The organism is Pseudoselenomonas caprae, from assembly GCF_008271345.1.
In the GTDB taxonomy this organism is placed as follows: Bacteria; Bacillota; Negativicutes; order Selenomonadales; family Selenomonadaceae; genus Selenomonas_A; species Selenomonas_A caprae.
Genome location: NZ_VTOZ01000004.1, coordinates 38012 through 63670 on the forward strand (window position 1 = coordinate 38012; position 25659 = coordinate 63670).

The 25659-nt window shown below is 51.1% G+C and carries 20 protein-coding genes and 2 CRISPR repeat arrays; of the genes, 19 read left to right on the top strand and 1 reads right to left on the bottom strand.

All coding sequences use genetic code 11. The annotated features are described in order from the left end of the window. Positions 1-27: 27 nt before the first annotated feature. From FZ041_RS02735 to ruvC, 7 genes are all read left to right on the top strand, one after another. Positions 28-2136: a transglycosylase domain-containing protein gene (locus FZ041_RS02735; RefSeq protein WP_149188422.1), complete on the top strand. Its 2109-nt coding sequence runs from the start codon at positions 28-30 to the stop codon at positions 2134-2136. 43 nt (positions 2137-2179) lie between these two features. Then, positions 2180-3388 carry a tyrosine--tRNA ligase gene (gene tyrS / locus FZ041_RS02740; protein WP_149188423.1) on the top strand — a complete coding sequence of 403 codons (1209 nt, stop codon included), beginning with the start codon at positions 2180-2182 and terminating at the stop codon, positions 3386-3388. A 323-nt stretch (positions 3389-3711) separates the two neighbouring features. Further along, positions 3712-4221, top strand: a complete 510-nt coding sequence (locus FZ041_RS02745) for a CAP domain-containing protein (RefSeq protein ID WP_177207158.1) — start codon at positions 3712-3714, stop codon at positions 4219-4221. Between the two features lie 90 nt (positions 4222-4311). Next, positions 4312-6009, top strand: a complete 1698-nt coding sequence (locus FZ041_RS02750) for a ShlB/FhaC/HecB family hemolysin secretion/activation protein (RefSeq protein ID WP_255449208.1) — start codon at positions 4312-4314, stop codon at positions 6007-6009. Positions 6010-6160: 151 nt separating this feature from the next. After that, positions 6161-9706 (top strand): two-partner secretion domain-containing protein, encoded by a 3546-nt coding sequence (locus tag FZ041_RS02755; RefSeq protein WP_149188424.1) that lies wholly within the window; start codon positions 6161-6163, stop codon positions 9704-9706. Between the two features lie 206 nt (positions 9707-9912). Then, positions 9913-10641 (top strand): YebC/PmpR family DNA-binding transcriptional regulator, encoded by a 729-nt coding sequence (locus FZ041_RS02760; RefSeq protein WP_075442527.1) that lies wholly within the window; start codon positions 9913-9915, stop codon positions 10639-10641. A gap of 67 nt (positions 10642-10708) precedes the next feature. Then, entirely contained in the window at positions 10709-11203 is a 495-nt protein-coding gene (gene ruvC, locus FZ041_RS02765) for a crossover junction endodeoxyribonuclease RuvC (RefSeq protein WP_149188425.1), read from the top strand. Positions 11204-11261: 58 nt separating this feature from the next. Here ruvC and FZ041_RS02770 read toward each other — a convergent pair whose 3' ends face one another. After that, complete coding sequence (locus FZ041_RS02770) at positions 11262-11717, bottom strand: DUF441 domain-containing protein (RefSeq protein WP_075442526.1); 456 nt, start codon at positions 11715-11717, stop codon at positions 11262-11264. A 173-nt stretch (positions 11718-11890) separates the two neighbouring features. Between FZ041_RS02770 and FZ041_RS02775 the strand changes: the two genes are divergently transcribed. The 12 genes from FZ041_RS02775 (at position 11891) to ruvB (ending at position 25651) form a co-directional block, all read left to right on the top strand. After that, positions 11891-12145 carry a type II toxin-antitoxin system RelB/DinJ family antitoxin gene (locus FZ041_RS02775; RefSeq protein ID WP_028128562.1) on the top strand — a complete coding sequence of 85 codons (255 nt, stop codon included), beginning with the start codon at positions 11891-11893 and terminating at the stop codon, positions 12143-12145. Continuing rightward, complete coding sequence (locus tag FZ041_RS02780; protein WP_149188426.1) at positions 12138-12395, top strand: Txe/YoeB family addiction module toxin; 258 nt, start codon at positions 12138-12140, stop codon at positions 12393-12395. Before FZ041_RS02775 ends, FZ041_RS02780 begins: the two co-directional genes overlap by 8 nt. 238 nt (positions 12396-12633) lie before the next feature. Continuing rightward, positions 12634-13642: a CRISPR direct-repeat array (repeat unit 30 nt; unit sequence CGTATGCCCCACGCATGTGGGGATGAACCG). Between the two features lie 12 nt (positions 13643-13654). Further along, positions 13655-14596 (top strand): type I-E CRISPR-associated endonuclease Cas1e, encoded by a 942-nt coding sequence (gene cas1e, locus FZ041_RS02785; protein WP_149188427.1) that lies wholly within the window; start codon positions 13655-13657, stop codon positions 14594-14596. Continuing rightward, complete coding sequence (gene cas2e / locus FZ041_RS02790) at positions 14571-14852, top strand: type I-E CRISPR-associated endoribonuclease Cas2e (RefSeq protein ID WP_222931119.1); 282 nt, start codon at positions 14571-14573, stop codon at positions 14850-14852. Before cas1e ends, cas2e begins: the two co-directional genes overlap by 26 nt. 255 nt (positions 14853-15107) lie before the next feature. Next, the gene (gene casA, locus FZ041_RS02795; protein WP_149188428.1) at positions 15108-16601 is read left to right on the top strand and encodes a type I-E CRISPR-associated protein Cse1/CasA; all 1494 of its coding nucleotides are present in this window, start codon (positions 15108-15110) and stop codon (positions 16599-16601) included. After that, positions 16591-17094 (top strand): type I-E CRISPR-associated protein Cse2/CasB, encoded by a 504-nt coding sequence (gene casB / locus FZ041_RS02800; protein ID WP_255449219.1) that lies wholly within the window; start codon positions 16591-16593, stop codon positions 17092-17094. The genes casA and casB overlap by 11 nt, the downstream gene beginning before the upstream one ends. Before the next feature lie 2 nt (positions 17095-17096). Beyond that, entirely contained in the window at positions 17097-18245 is a 1149-nt protein-coding gene (gene cas7e, locus FZ041_RS02805; protein ID WP_187626286.1) for a type I-E CRISPR-associated protein Cas7/Cse4/CasC, read from the top strand. Between the two features lie 13 nt (positions 18246-18258). After that, a complete protein-coding gene (cas5e, locus tag FZ041_RS02810; RefSeq protein WP_149188431.1) occupies positions 18259-18942 on the top strand; it encodes a type I-E CRISPR-associated protein Cas5/CasD in 684 nt (227 codons plus the stop codon). Continuing rightward, positions 18929-19543, top strand: a complete 615-nt coding sequence (cas6e, locus tag FZ041_RS02815) for a type I-E CRISPR-associated protein Cas6/Cse3/CasE (RefSeq protein WP_149188432.1) — start codon at positions 18929-18931, stop codon at positions 19541-19543. Before cas5e ends, cas6e begins: the two co-directional genes overlap by 14 nt. A 25-nt stretch (positions 19544-19568) precedes the next feature. Further along, on the top strand, positions 19569-22163 hold the full coding sequence (gene cas3, locus FZ041_RS02820) for a CRISPR-associated helicase Cas3' (protein ID WP_149188433.1): 2595 nt from the start codon (positions 19569-19571) through the stop codon (positions 22161-22163). Positions 22164-22274: 111 nt separating this feature from the next. Further along, a CRISPR array of direct repeats spans positions 22275-23283; the repeat unit is 29 nt; unit sequence GTATGCCCCACGTATGTGGGGATGAACCG. 725 nt (positions 23284-24008) lie between these two features. After that, on the top strand, positions 24009-24608 hold the full coding sequence (gene ruvA, locus FZ041_RS02825; protein ID WP_149188434.1) for a Holliday junction branch migration protein RuvA: 600 nt from the start codon (positions 24009-24011) through the stop codon (positions 24606-24608). 38 nt (positions 24609-24646) lie between these two features. Beyond that, entirely contained in the window at positions 24647-25651 is a 1005-nt protein-coding gene (ruvB, locus tag FZ041_RS02830; protein WP_033169531.1) for a Holliday junction branch migration DNA helicase RuvB, read from the top strand. Positions 25652-25659 lie beyond the last annotated feature (8 nt).

Genomic DNA, 25659 nt, shown 5'->3' on the forward strand with positions numbered 1-25659 from the left:
AAAAGTATAAATTTAAGGAGGCAGCTCATGGAGAAACGTTCAAATACGAATACGAGCCGTCAAAAACGTCCCGCAAAAAGTGGCAGCAGCAACGTCAAAAAAGTCATCCTCGGCTTTGGCCTGGTCATCCTGGTCATGGTCACGGGCATTGGCTGTGGTTTTCTGACTGCCAGCATGAATACGAAGCCCGATCTGGCAAACGATATCCTGCCGCCGGCGTCTTCGCAGATTTACGATATCAATGGCAATGAGATTGCCAATGTCCACGCGGCGGAGAACCGCCGGCCAGTCAAGATCCAGCAGGTTCCGAAAGACTTGCAGAATGCTTTCGTGGCCGTCGAGGATAACCGCTTCTACGAGCACAGCGGTGTCGACCCGCGCGGCATCCTGCGTGCGCTCTATGCCAATATCCGTGGCCGTGGCGTCTCGGAAGGCGGCTCGACCATCACGCAGCAGCTGGCAAAGAATGCGTACCTGACCCAGGAACGCACGCTGACGCGTAAGATCCAGGAGGTCTTTCTGGCACTGCAGCTTGAGCGGCAGTACACGAAGCAGGAGATCCTCGAGATGTACATGAACCAGATCTATTTCGGTCAGGGTGCTTATGGTGTGCAGGCTGCCGCCCAGACCTACTTCGGCAAGAATGTCGAGGATCTGACCCTCAACGAGTGCGCGATGCTTGCTGGCATCCCGAAGAGCCCGAACTATTACTCGCCGCTCAATAACCTCGATGCCGCGCAGGAGCGCAAGGGCACGGTACTCGACCAGATGGCCAAGTACGGCTATATCAACAGCAGCATGGCTGCCAAGGCCAAGGCTGAGAAGCTGCAGATCGTCAAGCCGGTCAAGAAGGAGAGCAATACAGAAGCGTCCTATTTCATCGACTACGTGACTCAGCTGCTTATCGATAAGTATGGGGCTGATGCCGTCTACAAGGAAGGCCTCAAGATCTATACGACTATCGATATGGATGCACAGCGTGCCGCTGAGGCCGCGATGAAGCAGCTGCCGAATGTCAAGGTGGATGGCAATAAGATCCAGCAGCCGCAGGGAGCCTTGGTCGCCATCGACCCGCACAACGGCTATGTCAAGGCGATGGTCGGCGGCCGCGGCACCGACCAGTTCAACCGCGCGACGATGGCAGTGCGCCAGCCGGGCTCGGCTTTCAAGCCCTTTGTTTTTGTGGCAGCACTGGAGAATAAATTCACACCGAACACGATCATCGACGACAGCCCCATCAACATCAATGGCTGGCGCCCCCAGAACGACAGCGGCAACTTCAGCGGCAAAGTCAAGCTAAGCGATGTGGCCCGCTATTCGATGAACGTACCGACGGTCAAGATTGCGCAGAAGATTGGCATCGATAAGCCGATTTATTATGCGCAGGAGATGGGCATCTCGACATTTGTGCTCGACGGACCTCAGAATGACCGCACGTTGTCGACCGCTTTGGGCGGCCTGACCAAGGGCGTGACGCCGCTGGAGCTCACGAGTGCATACTGCACCTTTGCCAACAAGGGTGTGCACGTCAATCCGGTCGTGGTCATCAAAGTGCTTGACCGCAACGGCAAGGTGCTTGAGCAGGCAGAGCCGAAGCAGCGCAGCGTCGTCAGCGAAAGCAGTGCCGTAGAGCTTACAGATATGCTCGAGGGTGTTATCAAGAAGGGTACCGGTACGCGGGCCAATATCGGCCGTCCGGCCGCTGGCAAGACCGGTACGACGAGTGACTATCACGATGCCTGGTTCGTGGGCTATACCCCGGATCTCGTCTGCGGCGTCTGGGTCGGCAACGATGACAACACGCCGATGAATGGCGTCATGGGCGGCCAGCTGCCAGCACAGATCTGGAAGGCCTTTATGGAAAAGGCTCTGGCGCAGACCCCGGCCAAGAACTTCGATGGTTCCGTTGCTTCGAAACACGACAGCATCGGTGAGCTGGAAAACGATAAGAAGACGGAAGTCAAGAAGAAGGACGATGGCAAGAAGAAGGACGAGAAGAATGCCAAGGATGCCAAGGCGAATGGCGGCAAGCCAGCAAAAGGTGCAGATGCTCCGGCTGGCTCCAAGAATACTCCGTCCGCTCCTGAAGCAGTCGCCCCTGAGCCGGGCGGCGGCATAGCCAAGGGCCGTAATTGATATGCAGTAATGATTTGTAGTAAGTCTCAAAGGAGAGAGTTTGTTGGCTAATGTATTTGATACTTTGAAAGAACGCGGTTTCATCGCGCAGTGTACGAACGAAGAAGAGCTCAGAGAGCTTTTTGATAAAGAGAAAGTCACGTTCTACATCGGCTTTGACCCGACGGCGGACAGCCTGCATGCTGGTCATTTCATCGCGCTGATGGCGATGGCCCATATGCAGCGTGCCGGGCATCGTCCCATCTGCCTGGTCGGCGGTGGCACCGGTACGGTTGGCGATCCGTCGGGCCGTACGGATATGCGCCGGATGCTGACCGATGAAGATATCGAGCATAACTGCGAGTGCTTCAAGAAGCAGATTGCCCGCTTCATCGATTTCAGCGATGACAAGGCCATCATGGTCAATAACGGCGACTGGCTGCGCAAGCTCAACTACATCGATTTGCTGCGCGAAGTCGGTGCCTGCTTCACAGTCAATCGCATGCTGGCTGCTGACTGCTATAAGCAGCGCTGGGAAAAGGGACTTACGTTCCTGGAATTCAACTATATGATCATGCAGGGCTACGATTTCCTCGAGCTCAACCGTCGCTATGGCTGCAAACTCGAGATGGGCGGTGACGACCAGTGGTCGAACATCATCGCTGGTGTCGAGCTCAACCGCCGCAAGAACAATACCGCTGTCTACGGCTTGACGAACAAGCTCCTTACTAAGAGCGACGGCAAGAAGATGGGTAAGACTGTTGGCGGTGCGCTCTGGCTCGATGCAGAAAAGACCAGCCCGTATGAGTTCTACCAGTACTGGCGCAACGTCGATGATGCGGATGTCGAGAACTGCCTTGCCCTGCTCACGTTCCTGCCGATGGATGAGGTTCGCCGTCTCGGCGCACTTCAGGATTCGGCTATCAATGAGGCCAAGAAGATCCTGGCCTATGAGGTCACGAAAATCGTTCATGGCGAGCAGGCTGCCGAGGAGGCTAAAGCGGCAGCTGAGGCCATGTTCGGTGGCTCGGGTGCCGGGGCCAATATCCCCGAGGTCAAGGCGGCTGCCGGCGATAAACTGCTGGATGTCATGGCTGCCGGCAAGATCGTTGCGTCGAAGGGCGAGGGCCGCCGTCTGATCCAGCAGAATGGTGTAGCTCTCAACGATGTCAAAGTAGCGGATGTTGACTATGTGCTGACGGAGACTGACTTCAAAGATGGCGAGGCTATCTTGAAGAAGGGCAAGAAAAAATATTATAAGCTTGTAAAATGATTAAAAATCCTGCTGCAGAGAAATCTGTGGCAGGATTTTTCTGTTGAACAGCGAAAAAAGTAACGGAAAAGAATTGCTGGATGCAGTGACCGGTCAAATCGTTACAGATATCGGCATGCTGCAAAGAAAAGCATTGCTTGTTTGATTACTTTACGTTATAATATAACTAAGAAGAATGCTGTAAAACTGAATAGCAAAAACGGGATTGCTGCAGTCATGCGATGGCTGCGCCAGCAGGAAACATCATTATCGAGGCTTCGATAATGGGTTCGCTGGTTTGTTGTGCGATCGGAATCTTCCCTGCCGAGGCAGGAGGGCGCGAAGTGAGGATACCAAGTGCTCATAAGATGACGGTCAAGCGGCAAACGAAAGAGGCGAGAAAGATGAAAACCTGGCGGCGGATGGTTTCCCTGCTGGTACTGGCTCTTGTCGTTTTTGCTGCTTCTTCCGCATTGGCGGCTGAGTTGGATCAGGAAGTTCTTTATCATGTCAACATCATGCGCGTCAATGCTGGCGTAGCACCGCTGGCGCTCAATCGTGAGCTTGCGGCTGCTTCGTATGTCCGTGCTGCAGAAGCAGAAGTGAATTTTGCTCATCGCCGTCCGGATGGCCGGGAAGTCAAATCGGTTTTTGCAAATGCATCTTTTGCCTGGTTCGGTGAGAACCTGGCAGTCAGCAAGAAGGCTGATGCCGAAGCAATCGTCCGTGCCTGGATGAATTCGCCGACGCATCGTGCCAATTTACTCAATCGTCATTATACGAAGATGGGCGTTGCCTGTGTCAAGGGAAATGATGGACGGTATTATTGGGCACAGGAGATGGCTTCGGAGTGACTGGAGTGGCTGACAAAAGTATAATGGCAAGTGAATGCTTAGGGCGCAATGTCCAAGCATTCTTTTTTTGTACTTTTTACGAAGCAGGTGATGATGATGCAGCGAGACAAGATTAGAGCTACCCAAAAGATGTTAGTGACCGCCGTATGTTTGCTGCTGGCAGGTTCGACAGCAGCGGCCGCTGAACTGCCGACAGCAGGTACGCTAAGCCGTGCGGAACAGGATAAGGAGGAAGTCGGTTTGCCGGAAGCAGCTGGTACAGCTGCGATTGAAGTCAGTGAGCCGGAACGGCCGCCTCTATCTATGGCCGAAGATGTCAAAATAAATGTCACAGGCTTTGCTGTCACGGGGCAGGACATCGTAGACGAAACCATCTTGCAGGAACAACTCAAAGAGTATCAAGGCAGGATGGTTTCGTTCAAGGAGCTGCAAGCTGGAGCGGAAAAGCTGACGGCGTATTTCCGGCAGCGCGGTTATCTGATGGCTCGTGTCTATCTGCCGGCACAGAAAATCAAGAATGGTGTCGTCGAATATCGTGTGCTCATCGGCAGAATCGATGAAATCAAGCTCGACAATAAGACAAGTATCCATGAAAGCGTGCTGCAGCGTGAAATCCGCTTCCTCCATCCTGGCGACTATATCACACGAGCTAAGCTGGAACGCGCTGTATGGCTGCTATCGGATTTGGCTGGTGCTGATGCCAAGGCCAGCATGGAGACTGGCCGCCAGGAAGGGACGGTCATATTGAAGCTGACACTTATGCCGCATTACGGCAAGTGTGGCATGATCAGTGCCGATAATTATGGCAATCGCTATACCGGCTATAATTCCTACGGTGTATTCTACAATATCTTGAATCCGGAACAGGCTGGCGGCCAGCTCGATTTGGCTGGCAGCATGACGGGCAGCAATCTATACAATTATAGCCTGCGTTATCTGTTGCCGTTTGGAGCGGATGGACTGCGGGCGACGCTGGGGTATAGCATGTTGTCGTATCAATTGGGGGATATCTATCGGGTGCTCGATGCTTGTGGGACATCGCGCACGGCATCGGTTGGCCTTGAGTATGCGCTTAGGCGCAGCCAGTATGAAAATCTCTATGCAGGGCTTTCCTATGAAAAGAGTATGCTGTCTGATGAGTACCGTAACGTAGATTATCAGCTGAAGAAACATACGCATGCGCTGGTCTTATCGCTCTATGGGGACAAGCGCTGGAGCCGTGCCCAGTCGAGCTGGCGTATGGACTACAAATGGGGAACATTGGGCGCTGACAACGACGAAGCCTATGCCCAGCAGCAGAAAGCCCGTACGGCAGGAACCTATCATAAGCTGCGGGGCAGCTGGCAATATATGGAACAGCTTTCGCCGCGCGTCAGCTGGCAGCTCTATGCACGGGGACAGCTGGCCAGCCGGAATCTTGACTCGTCAGAGCGCTTCTCGTTAGGCGGTGCTACAGGCGTGCGAGCTTATCCTGCCAGTGAGTCATCGGGCGATATGGGCTATCTTATTCGCGGCGAGCTTCGCTATCTGCTGCCATTTTCAGGTAAGATACGCTGCCAGCTGGCTGGCTTTATCGATCATGGCGGCGTGGTCATTGCGCATGATCACCGGACAAGTGGGGAAAATCATCGCTTCCTGCAAGGTGCAGGTGTGGGCCTGCTGCTGAATTTCGCGGACGCGGCATTCCTGCGGGCAGACTATGCCTGGCCGCTTGGTGCACAGGAAGCCCAGAATGATAAGAATAAAACGCATGGTTGTTTTTGGCTGCGTGGCGGCATATATTTTTAAGTCATTCTTTAAAAATATATTATAACAACGGCGTTATAATATTAAATAAATGTAAATATTTTCTGAAAATGTTAAGTCGTAACAGGAATGTTTCGATATATAAGTATAGGGAAGAAGTTTCGATGGTTAAACGGAGTAGGGAGGTGTTTCTATGCGGACAATACGGAAAAAGGCGCTGCACTTAGCTGTTGCTATGGGTGTGACATTTTCGGCTTTTTCCATGAGCGGAGTAGAAGCTCTGCCGACAGGCGGTAAAATTCGTTCGGGTGAAGCTGAAATCGGTAAGAAGGAGCATACTTTGGTTATTGATCAGCATTCGCACCATGTAGCGTTGGATTGGGATCTTTTTAACATTGAGCGCGGCGAAAGCGTTGTGTTCAATCAATTGCCGACAGATATAGCTTTGAACCGTGTGGTAGGGAATAGTGCTTCAGAAATCTATGGCAGCCTCAAGGCAGGCGGTACGGTATTTCTGATCAATCCGCGCGGGATTCTGTTTGGACAGGGTGCACAGGTAGATACTGGCAGCTTGATCGCTTCAACCGCACAGGTAAACGATAGTTTCATGACGAGTTTTGGCGATGGCGTGGAAGCAATCTCATTGGGACTCGGTGAAACGTCTACAGGAAAGATACTGAATGCGGCGGAGATAAAGGCGCAGGGCGGACTTGTGGCGCTGCATGCTGCGGTGGTAGAAAATACCGGCAGCATCGAGAATCCAGCCGGAGAAGTGGCCCTCAGTGCAGCTAAGAACCTGCATCTTGCTATGGATACGGCGGGCAAACTGAATATCGCTGTCAGCGGTGAAGTGGCTGATGCGCATATCCTCAATAGCGGCAAGATAACGGCCGATGGCGGCCGTGTGCTGATGACTGCCAAAAGTGCCGGAGATCTTTTAAGCGAAGTAGTCAATCACAGTGGTATCATCGAAGCGAAGAGTGTACGCGTCGATGAGCAGGGGGAAATCGTTCTTGATGGTGGCAGCCATGGTATCGTCAATGTATCCGGCCAGGTGTCGGCAGATGGTCTTGCAACCGGCCATAGCGGCGGAACGGTCAAGGTGCTGGGCCAGCGGGTAAATATCGCCGATGGCGCCGTGCTTACGGCCAGCGGTGACAATAACGGCGGCCAGGTGGAGACTTCTGGTGATGTGCTATCCGTTTCGACTAAGGCACAGATTGAGGCTTTTGGCGTGAATGGCAAAGCGGGCGAATGGTTCATCGATCCCGTCGATATCATTATCACCAATGAAGCGCCGGAGGGCTATGCTGATGCTACACCAGCTGACACGGCAGCGCAGACCGGAGAGCAGCTGTATCAGGCACAGAATGCGACGGCTGGAAATCAGCAGAGCTATATCAATGCCGACTATATCAGCTGGCGTCTCAGCAATGGTACCAGTGTGCGGATACAGGCAGCAGACCAGAATACTGTGGAAGCAAATGCGGATATTTATTCCTTAGGCGTATCGAATATCACGGTCAATTCGCCAATCGTGAAATCTACGGAGCGCATGGTCCTCAATGATGCGACATATGGCACAGCGGGCAGCGAGGCTACGCTGACGCTGGAGGCACAGCGCAATGTGGCCATCAATGCGCCGATAACGGCGACCGATGGCAAGCTGCATGTCAATTTGCATGCCGATACCGATGGCGATGCCAAAGGCATGGTCATCCTCAATGCTGATATCAAGACAAATGGCGGCGACTTTACTGCTGGCTGTGGTGCATCCATCAGCGATGGCCGTGTCGGTACCTATATCGGTCATGCTGCTGATGAACGCGATGAAGATGGCAACTATCTGGAAAATGGCGATCGCAGGATTGAAACCAAAGGCGGCAACGCTACATTCTATGGCGATGTGGCCGTGGGGCTTAATCAAGGTGAGCTCATCATTGACACGGCTGCCGATGATACGCGTGGCAATATTCTCATCAGTGGCAATCTGGATTCGGCCAATTCCTATCGCCTGTATGTCAATGAAATAATCGGCAAAACCTTGCAGGATTCGGTCAAGAACGATCCGGATCTGAAGAGACTGGCTGGGCTATATTACGAGAATTACCTTAAAGATACAGTCTGGAAGAAGTTTAGCGATTTGAGTGCGGAGGAGCGCGCACAAATTGCGGAACGTTGCTTTGCGCAGTATGGTACCTATAAGAACAGGACATTGCCCACGGATGAAGCCGCCTATGAAGAGGCTTTGCAGGCGTATTACAACGAACACGTCAAACTGGGGGACAAGAATGTAACTGGCACGGCTAAGCCGTTTGACGAGCTGACCGCTGAAGAATACCACCAGCTGGCCAAGCATATCTTGACAAACTGGTCGCATGGTAGTACGAACAATCATGAGTCGATATTGACCCGCTGGGAGACAGCAAAACTGGCTGCGCAAGAGGGAACAGCTGGTGGATCGGCCGTCGGGGATAAGTACTTGGCAACGATAACGACGGAGCTCGAGAACTGGATTGTCGGTTCCCTGCTGGCTGGCAAAAAGAATGAGGTCCTTGTTGGGGGCAAGACTGCTGTGGTCGGTAAGAATGTCAAAGCTGGCCGCGAATTCTATTGGGTGACTGGCCCGGAAGGCGAAGCCAACGATGGACAGGGAACCCTGTTCTTTACGACGACCGGCAATGCGGAAGGTATCGTGGCAACCAATATGTATCAGGGATGGTCGCATGACACGTCACATGGCGTGAAGTTCAATGACCCCAATAATGATCATATCTACGATCAGCCCTATGTAGGTGTCAGCTGGAAATCGGATGCAAGCTGGGCAGATGTCGAAAGCCAGAACAAGAACCTTATCGGCTTCCTTCAGGAAACGAACAATGCCCGCTCCAGTGCGATGCTGGTCGGCAACCAGATTACCATTGGCGGTAACGTTGGCAAATCAGCGCTCCTGAATAACCTGTGGGTGGATGCTGACGATACCGTAAGCATTGGTGGTGGAGTCAATCATGCTTCCGATACAGCAGATACGTTTACAGGGCAGGTAAATGCGGATGGTTCGATTTATCTTCACGGCGTAAATGGTGTTAATGTTGGTGATGCGATAAATTCCAAAATCGATGACGTGCTTATCGTGGAAGGTGAGGACGGACCAGGAAGCTGGATCGATACATCACTGATTGTAACCCCGACACCGGAGCCGGTGGTGACACCAGTTACTGCTGAAGTGCCTGTAGCGGCCGATAAGCCTGCGGGTAAGACGGAGGCTTATGCAGCGGAGCGTCCGCAGCTTGATCCTGTAAAGGGAACGGTGCAGTCTGGTACGGCAAGCTATCAGCTGGCAGATAGCAAACAACTGCAGCCGGGACAGGCGGCAGATAATGTAGTCGAGCGGGTATTAGGCTTGACGACAGCAAGACTGCCAGTAGTTCGCATACATAATGGTGTGCGGATTAATTATGGGATGTATGCTTTGCAGGTCGATCCAGATGAGGTGAAGATGGAGGCAGTGGAGCAGGTGCGTACGGACTTGCCGGCTGCCAAGGGCCGTGAAACCCAGCGCACGTATAAGGCAAGGCTTACGCTTGCCAATACGGCAGGGACATTTGATTTGTCCTATGACGGTGCGGCACTATCGATTACCCCTGTGGATCACGCAGCATTTGACATGCTGAACCATGGTGGAGCCCCGCATAATGTGGATGTTGTGTCCAAGGCTTTGCATGTTGCGTTCAGCTAAATGGGATTAGAACTTGAGGATTTGGATGTTATCTATGTTTGCTTCTAAATAAGGTAAACAGCCCCTAAGGTATGAGAGCTGCTCCGTGCCTAAGGGGCTGTTGTTTGACGAACGCCGGGAAACGTAGTATACTAAACCAGTTAGTACAGAGTAAATTCCTCTTGTATGCAGGAGGGAAAACATAAGAAAAAGGAGCGGTGTTCCTCATGTCAGGACATTCTAAATGGGCAAATATCAAACGTAAAAAGGGCGCAAACGACGCAATCCGCGGTGCACTCACGACGAAAATCGGCCGTGAGATCACGATTGCAGTTCGCATGGGCGGCAGCGACCCGACGGGCAACATGCGTCTGAAACTTGCTCTTTCGAAGGCAAAAGCTAACAACATCCCGAAAGACAATATCAAGCGCGCTATCCAGAAGGGCGAAGGCACGACGGAAGGTGCAAACTACGAAGAGCTGACCTATGAGGGCTATGGCCCGGCTGGTACGGCTGTCATGCTCGACATCCTCACGGATAACCGCAACCGTACGGCTGCTGATGTCCGCCATCTGTTCTCGAAACACGGCGGCAACCTTGGCCAGGATGGCTGCGTTGGCTGGATGTTCCAGAAGAAGGCTATCTTCGTTGTCGAAAAAGAGACGTTTGCTGATGAAGATGCGCTGATGGAAATCGTGCTCGAGGCTGGTGCTGACGACATGAAGGATGAGGGCGAGGTCTTTGAGATTACGGCTGATCCGGATGCTTACGATGATATCGAGGCTGCCCTTGAGGCCAAAGGCATCGAGACGGCATCGTCGGAAATCACGATGGTTCCGGACAACACGGTCAAGCTCTCCGGCGAAGACGCTGAGAAGATGCAGAAGCTCGAGGATGCTCTCGAGGAGAACGACGACGTCCAGAACGTCTACAGCAACTACGAAATCGAAGAATAATTATCGCTTCGGAAATACAAAGGGGCTCAGAGCATGAGCCCCTTTTCTGCTATCGGGAGGAGAACTTATGTTAGCTTTGGGCATTGACCCGGGAACAGCGATCTGCGGCTATGGCTTTGTCGAGTCAAAGGGCAGCCGCTTGATTCCGCGTGCCTATGGGTCGATCTTTACGACGCCGAATATGAAAATGGAAGACCGTCTGCTCAAGATCCATACCGAACTTGATGCGCTGATAAAAAAATATCAGCCCGATGTCATGGGCGTTGAGAAACTCTTCTTCAACCGCAACGTCACGACGGCGATTCCTGTCGGACAGGCGCGCGGCGTGGTACTCTTGGCCGCGGCGCAGAACAACCTGCGGCTTGTCGAGCGCACGCCGATGCAAATCAAGCAGGATGTCACGGGCTATGGCAAAGCGACGAAACAGCAGGTCATCTACATGGTAACCAAGCTCTTGCACCTGCCCGAGCCGCCAAAACCGGATGATACGGCCGATGCCCTGGCCATCGCCATCTGTACGACCTATTGCATGAATGACGCCGTCTGGCGCAATCAACTATAAGGTATAACAAAACGGAGTCTCTTACTTTTGGAAGTAGGAGACTCCGTTTTTATTTCTATCAGTGAACAGCCTTTAAAATCCAAAGGACAAAATACGTAAGACCGCCAGCAATGAGCGGGCCAACGGCAACGCCGTGGAACAGCAGGACACCAGCCATGGTGCCGATGATGAGCGCCGGGATGACATCAGGGCTGTTCTGCAAAAGCTCAACGCCGCCGCCACCAGCGACCGCTGCCAAAAGACCTGCCACGATAGCGATGATTCCCGCATGGGTGCGGAACGCATCGAGCATGGTCTGGATCGTAATCGTACCATTAGCAATCGGCACCAGAATCGCTGCCGTCAAAATGATGATACCCCAGTTAAGCCCCTGGGAACCCAAGGCATTGAGCGCCGTCGTAAGCCCTAAGATCTTCAGCCCCAATACAATGGCCGCAGCATAAAATACCGTCATGTTATGGCCAATATAACTAAGCAGCAGCACCGCGCCTAAGGTGATATATTCGATATACAAATCGTTCAGCTCCTTTTGTGAATTACTATATCATTATACACGGAGATGGGGAAGAAGAAAACTGTTTTTGGCAGTTCATGACAAGTCAATCTGACTTTTGCTATGCAATAAGATATGTATTTACATTGTGAGTGCTTTTATAGTATAATATGCTTAAAAAGGAGGGGGTCACTATGAAGGCGACTACACTTACAATGCGGGTAGATCCTGTACTTAAAGAGCAGGCAGAAGCATTATGTGCTGAAATGGGGCTGACTCTTTCGACTGCATACACTATGTTCCTAAAGGCAATGGTACGGACACGCTCGATTCCATTTCCGATAACCGCTGACCCATTCTATAGCAAAAAGAATCAGGCATATCTTGCTGAATCAATTGCAGAACTGGAAGCTGGTGGCGGAGAGGAGCACGAGCTGATTGATGTGTAAAAGATGGTCTGGTCGTGCGTGGCAGGAATATCTTGACTGGCAGCTGGAAGACAAAAAGACTATAAAACGAATAAACGCGCTGATAAAGAGTGTAGAGCGTGATGGCGTATTGGAGGGTATAGGTAAGCCCGAACCGCTTAAGCATAATTTGCAGGGATGGTTCAGTCGTCGCGTTGATGATGAAAACAGGCTTGTATACCGCGTGAAAGAAAATACAATAGAGATTGCCCAATGCAAAGGGCATTACTGATGAGCTGAGCTGGCAAAATGCTGGCTCAGTTTATTTGTAATGAAAATAATAGGGAAGATATTAGAATACGATCTGCGCTATCATTTCTCGACTTAAAACAAGATTGAATAGGAATAGGATAAATTTAGACATTACATAAGTTATAATTGACTTTTTAGTGAATTGTGAATATGATTGAGAGAGACACATAGCAAGGTGCTCGGACGTGTAAATGGCGAAATTAAGCCATTTCTGCTAGTGTATGCCCCACGCATGTGGGGATGAACCGCAGACATGATGCGAGCCATATTTAATCATGTCGTATGCCCCACGCATGTGGGGATGAACCGCTGAACAAAAGCTGGCGCATGAGGATAGAGGGCGTATGCCCCACGCATGTGGGGATGAACCGACTACATCGGCAAAACGCCGAATGATGCAGTCGTATGCCCCACGCATGTGGGGATGAACCGGCAGGTTTGAATCCTATTCTTTCTGCTACTACGTATGCCCCACGCATGTGGGGATGAACCGTAGTCGTAGATAGTGCCGGACGTACCATCACAGTATGCCCCACGCATGTGGGGATGAACCGTCATGCGAGTCATCCCTTCGGCATTGAGCTGGAGTATGCCCCACGCATGTGGGGATGAACCGCCATCGCAAATCTCCCAAGCGTTTGCCCAGTGGTATGCCCCACGCATGTGGGGATGAACCGTAGTAGCCGATATGAGCTGGCAGATATTTATCGTATGCCCCACGCATGTGGGGATGAACCGTACAGAAGTTGTGAGGACATCGTTGAGGCGGTCGTATGCCCCACGCATGTGGGGATGAACCGTCCTCATGCAGTCTGAACGTCCATCAGACGGCGTATGCCCCACGCATGTGGGGATGAACCGCCACCTCGTTATTTCGACAAATTGTTTGATGTGTATGCCCCACGCATGTGGGGATGAACCGCGCTATACTTTCATTTGGCGATGCGGGCTGATGTATGCCCCACTCATGTGGGGATGAACCGTGCTATCCCCTGATTCTGGTCAATGTGTTCCTGTATGCCCCACGCATGTGGGGATGAACCGCCGCGACGGAATCCGCAGGGGAGCTTGAGCCGGTATGCCCCACGCATGTGGGGATGAACCGAATCACGGTTGCAAGCACCAGACAAAAAAGGGGTATGCCCCACGCATGTGGGGATGAATCGAAACTCGAACTCCAGCGCCAGCTCGACGAACTGTATGCCCCACGTATGTGGGGATGAGAGGAGGAGGGGGCTTATGGCGAAGGATTTGAAAGAATTGCCTAAATTGCGCGATAGTATCAGCTACCTTTACGTGGAGCATTCGATAATCGATCAAGAGGATTCGTCAATTATTTTGCACCGTGGTAGTGAGGATGTACCTGTTCCGGTCTCGTCTTTGACTTGTTTGATGTTAGGCCCGGGGACGAATATTACGCATGCGGCGATTAAGACGGCAACGGAAAATGGCTGTATGATTGTATGGTGTGGGGAGCACTGTGCAAGATTTTATGCGGCAGGACAGGGTGAGACACGCAGTGCCAAGAATACGCTGTTGCAGGCAAAATGCTGTATGAATGAAAGGCTGCATATGATCGTAGTCCGACGGATGTATGAACTCCGTTTTCCTAAGATGGATTGTTCACAGATGACATTGCAACAGATTCGTGGTATGGAGGGCATCCGGGTAAGAAAATCGTATCAGATGGCGGCAAAGATGTATGGGATTCCCTGGCATAAACGTGATTATAAGAATACAGATTGGGATAGTTCAGATGCTGTGAATCGGGCCTTGTCATCTGCGAATAGTATTCTTTATAGTGTGTGCCAGGCTGCAATCTATTCTTTGGGGTATTCGTCGGCGTTAGGCTTTGTACATACAGGTAAGATGCTGTCTTTTGTCTATGATGTGGCAGATCTTTACAAGGCAGAGACAACAATTCCTGCAGCTTTTGAAGCAGTGAAGTTGGATGCGAAACAGCCGGAGAAACATACACGAAAACTTTGCCGCAAATATTTTCACTCAGCAAAGCTTATGAAACGTATTGCGCTAGACTTGGGAAAACTTTTTGAGGACTTGGAAAATGAACAAGTTGAGGCGAAAGAGACGGGAGACCTATGGGACGATCAGTATGGTGCTGTCGATGGTGGCGTGAATTATGCGGGAGAGGTCGATGACGATGGTTGTGATGGTGATTGATAATGCGCCAGCCAAATTACGTGGGGAATTGACCAAATGGCTGATGGAAGTAAAGCCGGGCGTATTTGTGGGACAGGTCAGTGCTATGGTCAGGGAACGATTGTGGAATAAAGTATATGAGAATGAAAGATTTACTGGGGCTGTCATGCTTTATAGTATGAACACAGAGCAGGGCTTTGCCATGGAGATGTGTGGCGATCCAAAACGCAGAGTCGTCGAAATCAATGGATTGCAATTGATAGGCGTACGGGGGTAGGATTGTTCGTCCTTGTGGATGGTATACGATGTATGCTAATATATAAATAATCTCATGCTAGTGGGGATGAACCGTTGTTTTTCTTTAAGAAATCAATGGAGGTATAAAACCCCATAGGCATGAGATTCTTCTTTAATAAAAACAACTTGATTTCTATTTATGGACGTGCTAATATACTGAATAAGAAAGAATGATTGTAATAAATAAGAAATAATCACAAGATAAGAATTAATTCGTGCTAGTGAGGTGAATGATATGATATTTGATGTTCGGACGGAGCCGTGGATTCCAGTTCAGGATATGACGACGGGAGACGTTCGAGAAGTGGGCCTGCGCGAGCTTTTGGAGCATGCACAGGATTACCGGCAGATCAGCGGGGAGAATGCTATGGAAACGTATAGCATGTATCGCTTTCTGTCGGTTTTTTTATTGCGGGTCTATCAGCCGAAAGATTGGGAAACAAAATATGAGATACTTGCAGAAGGCCGTTTTGCGATGAAACGAGTGGAGGATTATTTCTGTCAGTGTGAGCTGGCTGGGGTAAGCTTTGATTTGTTTGATGCGAAGCGGCCTTTTATGCAAGCAAGTCCCAATGATGAATACGATGCAGATAAAAATATAAAATCGATTGCCAGCTTAGATGGAACGCGGGCGAGTGGCAACAATTCGATTCATCATGACCATACGTTAGAAGCTGAGGCGACGATGACGCCAGCGCAGGCAATGCGGGGGCTTTTGACAGCACAGATTTTTGTCACGGCTATGTCAGGCGGGTATCCCTCCAATGTGTATGGTGCGCCGCCGATGTTTTTCCTGCCCGAAGGCAGGAATCTTTTTGAAACATTGGTCTTATCGATGCCAGCAGCGAAAAAGGAAGATAGCGGCAAACCTGTCTGGGAGAATCCGCGGGAAATCATACCGAAGGCTGATGTAGCAACGGCAGACCAATTATATGGGATGCTATTTCCTGCCCGGCGCATCCGCCTTTGTCCGCCGGAGGAGGGGATGGTTCGCAGGATGTATTATCAGCCCGGACTGCACTTTATCGGTTTTGCTGGTTGGGAAGATCCGCATGTAGCGCGGCGGCCGAATAAAGATGGCGATTTTGTGTCAATCAAACCGTCGCTGGATCGGGAGCCCTGGCGCAATTTGATTTCACTGAATCAATTTTATGCAAAGGGAGCACCCTCTGTGCTGCGCGATTTTGCGGAGATATTACGGGAGGATAATCGTCATGATATGCCGGTCATGATGTTTGGCCTGGCTACGTCGAATGCGTCACTATTAGGCTTGCAACAGGGAAAAATCCATTTGGATAATCGCATTGTGGCCGATGCGGAAAAGGTGGAGGCGCTGGTTAAAGCATTAGGCTTGGTCGAAGCCATTGGGCGTCAGCTGAGCAGTAAGAATAATGGGCTCGTGGCAATCATAGCGCCAGAAAACAGCAGCCGCGGCCAGCATGAAGCAGACGTATATCGTCACCGCTATTTTGCGTATTGTGAGGGGAAAGTTCCTGGTTATATGGATGAATTAGCGCAGGCGGCAAGTTTGGACGATTATCGTGTGCTGAAACGAAAATGGCAGCAACTGTTATTGACAGGAGTTAGTGACATTGTCCAAGAAGCGGAGCATAGGTATTGTTTCCGTGCTGCAGATTTAGTCCGTGCGCAGCAACAGGAACGATTCTTGTTTGGAAAGCTTTACAAAATTTTACGAGAGGCGGGATATTGTGCAGACGATGAAGAGTAATAAGTCAGAATGGCTGCTAAAAGCGCAGGAGTCGCTGCGTTCGCGTCCTTCCGATATAGTGGCTTTGCGGCGGGCGGCTGGCCGGACGTTATCCACGGCAGGGGCAGCGGCGCTGAGTGCATTTTATCGGCTTTATCCAGATGGACGGGAAGAAGAGAAACAGTTTACAACGGTATGTTTGATGTGTTTATGGCGTGAAGATGAATGGGATAGGGGCCAATCCATTCCTAAAGCGGTCAAAAGCAGTCTCACGGCAGAGCAGCAGCAGGAATTTCCCCGTCGCTTGCAAGTTTTGCTGGATATGCCGTGGGACACGACAGGGTATTTTATCGGAAAACTGTATCGCGTTGCCAGATTTTGCCGCAGCAAAGGGAATGTAATCAGTGCCCAGAACCTGTTGCGTGATTTGCATAGCTGGGATCATCCCGACCATTTTATCCAGCGGAATTGGGTGAAAGACTTTTATCAGGTGGAGCGTAAAGGAGAGAAATGACGATGTTACTTGAAATTCACATGTTAAAAAATTATCCTGCTACGAATCTGAATCGTGATGACATGGGAGCACCAAAATCCTGTATGTTTGGCGGTGTACAGCGCTCAAGGATTTCCAGCCAGTGCCTCAAACGCAGCTGGCGTGTGTCGCCGCTCTTCCAAAAGGAAATGGCTGGTCATTTAGGCGTCAGGACGCGGAAGATGCCGCAGCTGGTCAAAAATCGTTTGTTGGAAATGGGCGTGGCCGAAGAAATGGCACTGGCAGCTGAGAAGAAGCTGACAGGATTTGCCAATAAGGCTGGCAAAGAACGCGACGATGGGATAACGAGCCAGATAGTCCTTTATGCACCGGAAGATATCCAAGCAATAGCGGATGCGGTAAAGGTGCATATTGATGAAGCGAAAGATGCGAAAGCTTTTACCAAAATAAAGGCGACAGATATAGAAAAAAGTGTTACAGGGGCTGGGGCGCGGCCTGTTTCCTTGGATATTGCTCTGTTTGGCCGCATGGTGACGTCGACAGCTTTTGCCGATGTGGAGGCTGCGATGCAGGTTGCACATGCGTTTTCAACGAATCGTGTCATCATGGAATCCGATTTCTTTGTGGCGATGGATGATATGATCGATGGGCAGGAAGAACTCGGGGCAGGTATGATGGATAATGTCGACTATAATTCCTCCTGTTATTATATCTATGCATCGCTGGATATGGATAAACTGCTGGCTAATCTAAAAAATGCGGAGAACCCCGAAGCGCTCGTGGAGGCAGTTATTCCTTCGTTACTGCGTACGATGGCCTATAGTAATCCTAGCGGAAAACAAAATTCGTTTGCCGGCAATGTGCTGCCTGCGGCTGTTTTAGTGGAGTGCAAAGATTATCCGGTACCAGTCAGCTATGCCAATGCCTTTGCGAAACCAGCCAAAGCATCGGCAAATACGGATTTGGTCGAGGATAGTATTGCTAAATTGCAGCAGCACGTCTTGGCAACGGCTAAGGCATTCCCATCGCTTTCCACTGCCCATCGTGTGTGGTTTGATGCCAGCGGTATAGCTGCGGAGCAGGATGACCACTGGGGGGACAACCTTAAGGTAGAGACTGCGCAAAATTATGATGAATTGATAGAGATGGTTCGTGCTTTTTTGCAGAAATAAGGGGTTGACAGCTATGAGTACAATCCCAATCTTAGTCTTACGCTTAGAGGGTGTTTTGCAGAGCTGGGGTGAGCGGAGTAAATGGGATTACAGGGACTCGGCAAGCCTGCCGACGAAATCCGGAATCGTGGGACTGCTCGGCTGTGCTTCCGGACTGGAACGCGATGACATACGGCTGGCAGAATGGAATCAAAAGCTTCATGTCGCTGTGCGAGCAGACCGTCAGGGAACGGAACTGATGGATTTCCATACGGTGCAGTCGTTGCAGCTGATGACTGCCCAGGGGACAATGCGCAATAAAAAGGGAGAATATGGGACTTTGGTGACGCATCGTACCTATATACAAGATGCCTGTTACACGGTTTTTGTTCAAGGGGAAGAGAACCTGCTGATGCGTCTTAAAGAATCCTTGCAAAAGCCGAAGTGGCCGATTTTTTTAGGCCGTAAAAGCTGTGTGCCCTCGCGGCCGGTCCTTGAGGGGATAACAAGGGAGTATTCGTCATTGCTGGAGGCTGCCGAGAAGTTGCCATTGGCTGCTGGCTGTCAGACGCGGGACTGTTTAGTGGAATGGGAATCTATCGATGGTGGTATGGGCTTGGAGCGCCAAGATGTGAATTGTGGTGGCCGTTCCTTCCATACGCGCCTGGTTTCACGCAAAATCATCCATAAGGAGGCGGCGGTTGATGTATCTGAGTAAGTTTCATTTGGATATCCGCAATGTCATGATGCGGAAATGTCTGGCTGATTGCCAGATTATGCATCGCAGTGTGCAGCGATTGTTTCATTGCAGCCGCGAGGAGAGTGGTACGTTATACCGCATAGATACGCAGCGGCTGAATATCTATATCTGGTCAAAAATCGCGCCGGATATTACGGACATTCCCGAGGGGATGGAACTTTTTGGGGTAAAGAATCTTCAAGGAATGGAGGAGACTTTGCAGCCGGGAAGGTGTTTCCGGTTTGATATTTTGGCGGCACCAACTAAGAAAGTTCCGCGCCGAGGGGGAAACAGCCAGCGGCGTTTTTTGCGGACACCGGCTGAACGTATGGACTGGCTTCGCCGCAAAGGGGAGCAGTATGGATTTGCTATCCTTTGTGTGCAGGAAGGCAAGAAGGATATAGCAACGGGAAAGCACGATGATGCGCATGTTGGAAGGATGAAAGATCAAGCGGTGCTGTTCCAAGGCCTGCTGAAAATCACCCAGCGGGACTTATTCTGTAAGTGTTGGCGCAATGGCTTGGGGCCTGGTAAAGCCTATGGCCGTGGCATGTTATTGCTAAAAGCCGCGCAGGTTTGAACGGCAGCAGTCAGGAGTCACAGCTATGGACGAAGAATTATATCAGTCGTTGCAAGACAGCATCTGGGCCAAAAGCGATCCGTATAAACCGCTATGGATGCATTTGCTCGAGACAGGTGTAGCAGCGCAGTCTTTGCTGAAAGACGGGAGCTTTCGCCCTTTGGCGGCAGAATTGCAGCGGTATTTGCCTTTGGATGAGCAGCAAGTGTATCGCTGGGTGGGGTATATGGCTGCGGTTCATGATATCGGCAAGGCTTTTCCTGCGTTCCAGCAGCAGGCAGAGGGAAGCAAAAGTGCGGCCGTACTGAAACAGGCCGGGCTGCTATGTCCGGATGCCAAGGGATTCCGCCATGAAGTATATGGCGAGGAAAAACTCTATCGGCTATGGAAAGAACAGGGACTTTTTGGCGGTATGCGCGAACGGCATCGGATGGCAGCAGTGATTGGCAGGCATCATCAGGGAAAACATGAAACGCCTTTGAGCAGAGGGTATGGAGGGAAGGATTCACGGGAAAAGATATGGACGCGCTTGCAGATGAAACTCGAAAAGCAAATGCGCGAAATATTCCAGCCGGAAAATGTCCTTCCCTCGCATTATGATGCTGTCTGCATGCTGCTGCTGGGTATCATTGTGACAGCCGATTGGATTGCCTCGGGGGATGAATTTGCGGATTTATCTGCGGGGCGCACGGTGGAGCAGGTGATTGCAGATACGGAACGGGTCATGCGGCGATTCCTGCAGCAGAACCATCTGTGTCATCATCCCCCACGTACAGAGATCGATTGCTTTACGAAACTATGGCCGCAGATTCCGGCGGTGGGAATGCGTCCTTTGCAAAAGACAATCGAAGCGGCCTTGGCTGATGAAAAAGAGATGCCGTTGGCGGTAATCTTGGAGGCACCGATGGGCTGCGGAAAGACAGAAGCAGGCTTGTATGCAGCTTGCCGGCTGGCGCAGCGCTGGGGCAAGGAAGGCTTTTATGTGGCACTTCCGACCTCGGCGACAGCGAATCAAATGGTAGGGCGAATGAATGCCATGCTGGCGGGGCTTAACGACCCGCAGGCGAAACTGATGCATGGTATGGCTTGGCTGCACGATGAAGCCGAAAGGTCTTTTCAGACAGAAGATGCTGGCGTTGCGGAACTATGGACTTCGCCAATGCGACGGGGGCTTATTTCGCCGTTTGCTGTCGGAACGATTGACCAGGTAATGATGGCAACCATGAAGGTAAAATATGGCTGCCTGCGGCTCGCTGGTCTGGCTCAGAAGGTACTGATTATAGACGAACTGCATTCCTATGACGCGTATATGAGCAGCATCATAGAGAAACTGCTTTGCTGGTGCCGTGTACTGCACATCCCTGTGGTCATGTTGTCAGCGACACTTCCGGCAAGCAGTAAGGAAAAGTTTGCCGCATGTTATGCGTACGAAGAAGGTCTGTTGGATTCGGCAACATATCCGGCGGTTACCCTGCTATACGATGATAAAATGCCAAGACAGATAGCGGTGGCGGGTGGTCAAGCGGAAACGAAAGTAACGATAGATTGTCAGCCACTATTAGGGGATACGGATAAGATTGCAGAGCTTGTAGAGCAAAAAGCTGCAGTGGGTGGTTGTACCTGTGTATTGGTGAATACGGTAAAAGAGGCGCAGGACACATACCAATCCATACGCAAGCGCTTACCGGAATATCCTGCCATTTTATTTCATGCCAGATTCCATGCGAAACGTCGGAATGAGATTGAGCAGGAGTGCTTAGAAAAATTAAGCACCGATAAGAAAAAGCGTCCGCAAAAGTTGATTGTGGTAGCGACACAGGTCGTAGAGCAGTCGTTAGATTTAGATTTTGACTATATGATTTCGGCAATCTGTCCGATAGACCTTTTGCTGCAACGCATGGGAAGATTATGGCGGCATAAAGATACGCTGCGGCCGCCAGGCATAGATTCTCCGCACATGACAGTTTTGGTGCCGAATGACGATGACTATGGCAGTACCGGTTTTGTTTATTATGAGCTATTATTGCAGCGAACAAAGGAAGAACTGCATAAGCTTACGGAAATCTGTTTGCCGCGCGATATTCCCATCTTGGTGCAGCGGGTATATGAAGGTGCACCGACGACTGAGGAGCAACTAGAGGCATGGATGTCATATGGCATGGATAAGGAGGTGAAGGAAGGCGCTGCAAAAATAAAAGAACTGCCATTGCCTATGACTGATGCGTTTTGTTTGTATGGTGGCGATGAAGACATTTTCTCAGACAATGAAGTGGATTTTATGGCGGCGAAAACACGCCTGGGAGAAGCCAGCGTACGCATCGCAGTCATTCCACACGAAGAATTCGAATGTTTGCCCGCAAATGGCAAAGTGCGTCGTAAACAGGCCAAGGAGATATTAGGCCGGAGCGTGAGTGCAGCGGCAAAAAATATACAACCAGAAAAACTTACTTGCCGCAATGGCGAAAAGGCTTGGAAAGGCGAGGGACTATTGCAAGGCTTGTTCGTCTTTCCCGGTGATGATGGCCGCTGCGAATTCGCTAATGGCAGCTGGTTGGAGCTCAATCATGAATATGGCTTGCTGATGGATGGAGATTTGACTTTTGACAAGTCAAAAAATTGACAAGTCAATATATGGCCATTGACATTAGATGTGCAAAATAATAAGATTGAGTCAGACACATAGCGGTAAGTTTCTGCCGAAGAATGGCGTAATCAAGCCATTTCTTCTAGTGTATGCCCCACGTATGTGGGGATGAACCGCCTGTTGCATTTCTCAATCCGTTATATCTGAACGTATGCCCCACGTATGTGGGGATGAACCGTTACACAGCCAGAACAATCATCAAACGAACCGGTATGCCCCACGTATGTGGGGATGAACCGGTAATGGCGTTACTACCTCATTCCCGATAACTGTATGCCCCACGTATGTGGGGATGAACCGAAGAACCAAAAATCACAGGAGCAGTAGTACCTGTATGCCCCACGTATGTGGGGATGAACCGATAGTTTGAATCGAAAGCAGTTTTATAGGTATGTATGCCCCACGTATGTGGGGATGAACCGTACCTGTGCATTTTGGTGACAAAAGTATACGTCGTATGCCCCACGTATGTGGGGATGAACCGAGGAGCTGGAAAAATATCTGCATGACCGTTGGGGTATGCCCCACGTATGTGGGGATGAACCGCAATTATCATCATGCATTTTAGCTTCTAAAACGTATGCCCCACGTATGTGGGGATGAACCGCGCCGCTAAATGGGCGATACAGGCAGGATTGCGTATGCCCCACGTATGTGGGGATGAACCGCATACAGGATCGTCAATCGGTGGCGAATTTAAGTATGCCCCACGTATGTGGGGATGAACCGGCTGACGCCACCACCGATGTGGTTGATTCGTTTGTATGCCCCACGTATGTGGGGATGAACCGTGCTCCTCTCTCGTATCCGTCAATTGGACGAAGTATGCCCCACGTATGTGGGGATGAACCGCGGTTACAGACGAGCCAACACAAGGCGATAGCGTATGCCCCACGTATGTGGGGATGAACCGAGGAACAACCCTTCCAGTGCCCTCTTCCTCGCGTATGCCCCACGTATGTGGGGATGAACCGGTACTGAATATCAAGGCGTTGCAGGGCGACCCGTATGCCCCACGTATGTGGGGATGAACCGGTGCTCGGATGCAGCCCATCCACCGTGCAGCTGTATGCCCCGCGTATGTGGGGATGAACCGCCCTGCGCCTTGGTTGACAATTGCTTGTTGGAGTATGCCCCATGTGCGTAGGGATTATCTGGATAGCTGGATGTAATCAAAGAAGCTGAGGAGAAACGTAAGCAAAAAAATAGCCCCGAAAAAGGGGCAGAAGTCAAGACGTATGTAAATGCCTGTAAAAACGTAATATCAATTTTACCAAAAACTTAAGGAATTCAACGGCTAAAACACTTATGAAGCAAAAGACAAGCAGTCCGAAGGAAGCTAGTCCCAGGCCGAAAATAGCTAAAGCCATACTTAAGCACCTCCGTAAAAGCTATTATATCTTTATTATACCAGTAGAGAGAAAATTTTTGTGGCTGTAGGAAAACTTTTTGCGATATCATTTGTTTTTATCCGAAATAAGAAAATTCTTTACAGTAAGAATGAGAAAGGCTAAAGGAACTCCTTGAGGTAGTAGATTTCGTGTCGACTACGCGCCGCTGGCAAGACAGGGGAAACCCGAGTAGATGCAGGGGGATGGCACGCCTGCCAAGGAGTTCTTATATTGATAGTCAAAGCACTTTGCAGAAGCAGGGTGCTTTTTGTTTGCACATCGAAAAAAGAGCATGGCACCGATGAATCTGACAAGTCAATTTGACTTGTCAAGGATGAGGCTGACCGGTCAATTTTGACTGGTCAGCCTCTTGCGTTTCGTGCTATACTAATAAGGTTACAAGTTTTCTTTTATTGGAGTGAACCTTTCGATGATTGGATTTTTGCGGGGGCAGGTGGCGGCGCTCAAGGCTGACTATTGTCTGCTCGATGTGAATGGCGTGGGGTATCGGGTCTTTGTGGCCGGGTCTACGCAGAATAAGCTGCGGTTGAAGGAAGAGACGCAGCTCTTTACCTATATGAATGTCTATCAGGATGGCATTACGCTTTATGGTTTTGCCAGTGAGGATGAGTACGATATTTTTCAGCTGCTGATTGGCGTGTCGGGCATTGGCCCGAAGGTGGCGCTGGGGATTCTGTCGTCGATTACGGTGGATGGCCTTTGCAAGGCAATCCAGAATAAGCAGGCTACGGTGTTGACGAAGCTGCCAGGTATCGGCAAGAAGTCGGCAGAGCGCTTGATTCTTGAATTAAAGGATAAGGTCGGCTTTGCCACCAGTGACGCGGAGGAAATCCTGTCGCTGGATATGGAGGGGCCTGTCGGTGATGATATCATCAGCGAGGCGCAGGCGGCACTTATGGCGCTGGGCTATAGCCAGGCAGAGATCGCGCCGGTGCTGAAAAAAGCGACGAAGTGCAAGACGACGGAGGAAATCATCAAACTGGCACTCAAGCAGTTGAACAAATTCTAAAGGGGGGCTGAGGCTTGGCAGAAGAAGATTTTTACGATATGGATATTGACGATGGCCGCATCGTGGCGATGGACGAACAGCGCGCCGATGATTGGCAGTACAGTCTCCGCCCGCGCAAGCTGAGTGAGTATATCGGCCAGGACAAGGCCAAGAAGAACCTCGATATCTTCATCAAGGCGGCGATGAACCGCGGTGATGCACTCGACCATGTGCTGTTATACGGCCCGCCGGGCCTTGGCAAGACGACGCTTGCGGGCATCATCGCCAATGAGATGGGGGTGAATTTCCGCCAGACTTCGGGGCCGGCCATCGAGCGGCAGGGCGATTTGGCGGCGCTTTTGACGAATCTGCAGGAGCACGATGTGCTCTTTATCGATGAGATTCACCGCTTGTCGCGCAGTGTCGAGGAGGTCCTTTATTCGGCAATGGAGGATTTTGCGCTCGATATCATCATCGGCAAGGGGCCGAGTGCCCGCTCGATTCGTCTCGACATTGCGCCGTTCACGCTGATCGGTGCGACGACAAAGGCGGGGTCGCTGGCGGCACCGCTGCGTGACCGCTTTGGCATCATTTCGCGGCTCGAATACTATACGCCCGAGGCGCTCGTAAACATCATCAAGCGCGCGGCCGAGATATTGGAAATCCCCATCGAGGAGCGCGGTGCTTTGGAGATTGCGCGCCGTTCGCGCGGGACGCCGCGTATCGCCAACCGCCTGCTGAAACGCGTGCGCGATGTGGCGCAGTACGAGGGGCAGGATGTCATCACCGACGAGCTGGCGGATAAAGCTTTGTCGCTGCTCGAAGTCGATAAGGCTGGCCTTGACCATACGGACCGGCGCATGCTGTCGACGATGATCAAGAAATTTGGCGGCGGCCCGGTGGGACTTGATACGCTGGCGGCGGCAATCAGCGAGAGCACGGATACGATCGAGGATGTCTATGAGCCGTTCCTCATCCAGCTCGGCTTTGTCAACCGCACGCCGCGCGGCCGCGTGGTCACGCGCGCGGGCTATGAGCATATGGGCATAGCGTATCCGGAATAAGGGAGAGA

What these genes read in the sequence shown, in the direction of transcription:
- FZ041_RS02735 (WP_149188422.1), top strand. Translation starts at nt 28, where the DNA reads ATGGAGAAACGTTCAAATACGAATACGAGCCGTCAAAAACGTCCCGCA.
- FZ041_RS02750 (WP_255449208.1), top strand. Translation starts at nt 4,312, where the DNA reads ATGATGATGCAGCGAGACAAGATTAGAGCTACCCAAAAGATGTTAGTG.
- FZ041_RS02755 (WP_149188424.1), top strand. Translation starts at nt 6,161, where the DNA reads ATGCGGACAATACGGAAAAAGGCGCTGCACTTAGCTGTTGCTATGGGT.
- FZ041_RS02760 (WP_075442527.1), top strand. Translation starts at nt 9,913, where the DNA reads ATGTCAGGACATTCTAAATGGGCAAATATCAAACGTAAAAAGGGCGCA.
- ruvC (WP_149188425.1), top strand. Translation starts at nt 10,709, where the DNA reads ATGTTAGCTTTGGGCATTGACCCGGGAACAGCGATCTGCGGCTATGGC.
- FZ041_RS02775 (WP_028128562.1), top strand. Translation starts at nt 11,891, where the DNA reads ATGAAGGCGACTACACTTACAATGCGGGTAGATCCTGTACTTAAAGAG.
- FZ041_RS02780 (WP_149188426.1), top strand. Translation starts at nt 12,138, where the DNA reads ATGTGTAAAAGATGGTCTGGTCGTGCGTGGCAGGAATATCTTGACTGG.
- cas1e (WP_149188427.1), top strand. Translation starts at nt 13,655, where the DNA reads ATGGCGAAGGATTTGAAAGAATTGCCTAAATTGCGCGATAGTATCAGC.
- cas2e (WP_222931119.1), top strand. Translation starts at nt 14,571, where the DNA reads ATGACGATGGTTGTGATGGTGATTGATAATGCGCCAGCCAAATTACGT.
- casA (WP_149188428.1), top strand. Translation starts at nt 15,108, where the DNA reads ATGATATTTGATGTTCGGACGGAGCCGTGGATTCCAGTTCAGGATATG.
- casB (WP_255449219.1), top strand. Translation starts at nt 16,591, where the DNA reads ATGAAGAGTAATAAGTCAGAATGGCTGCTAAAAGCGCAGGAGTCGCTG.
- cas7e (WP_187626286.1), top strand. Translation starts at nt 17,097, where the DNA reads ATGTTACTTGAAATTCACATGTTAAAAAATTATCCTGCTACGAATCTG.
- cas5e (WP_149188431.1), top strand. Translation starts at nt 18,259, where the DNA reads ATGAGTACAATCCCAATCTTAGTCTTACGCTTAGAGGGTGTTTTGCAG.
- cas6e (WP_149188432.1), top strand. Translation starts at nt 18,929, where the DNA reads ATGTATCTGAGTAAGTTTCATTTGGATATCCGCAATGTCATGATGCGG.
- cas3 (WP_149188433.1), top strand. Translation starts at nt 19,569, where the DNA reads ATGGACGAAGAATTATATCAGTCGTTGCAAGACAGCATCTGGGCCAAA.
- ruvA (WP_149188434.1), top strand. Translation starts at nt 24,009, where the DNA reads ATGATTGGATTTTTGCGGGGGCAGGTGGCGGCGCTCAAGGCTGACTAT.
- ruvB (WP_033169531.1), top strand. Translation starts at nt 24,647, where the DNA reads ATGGATATTGACGATGGCCGCATCGTGGCGATGGACGAACAGCGCGCC.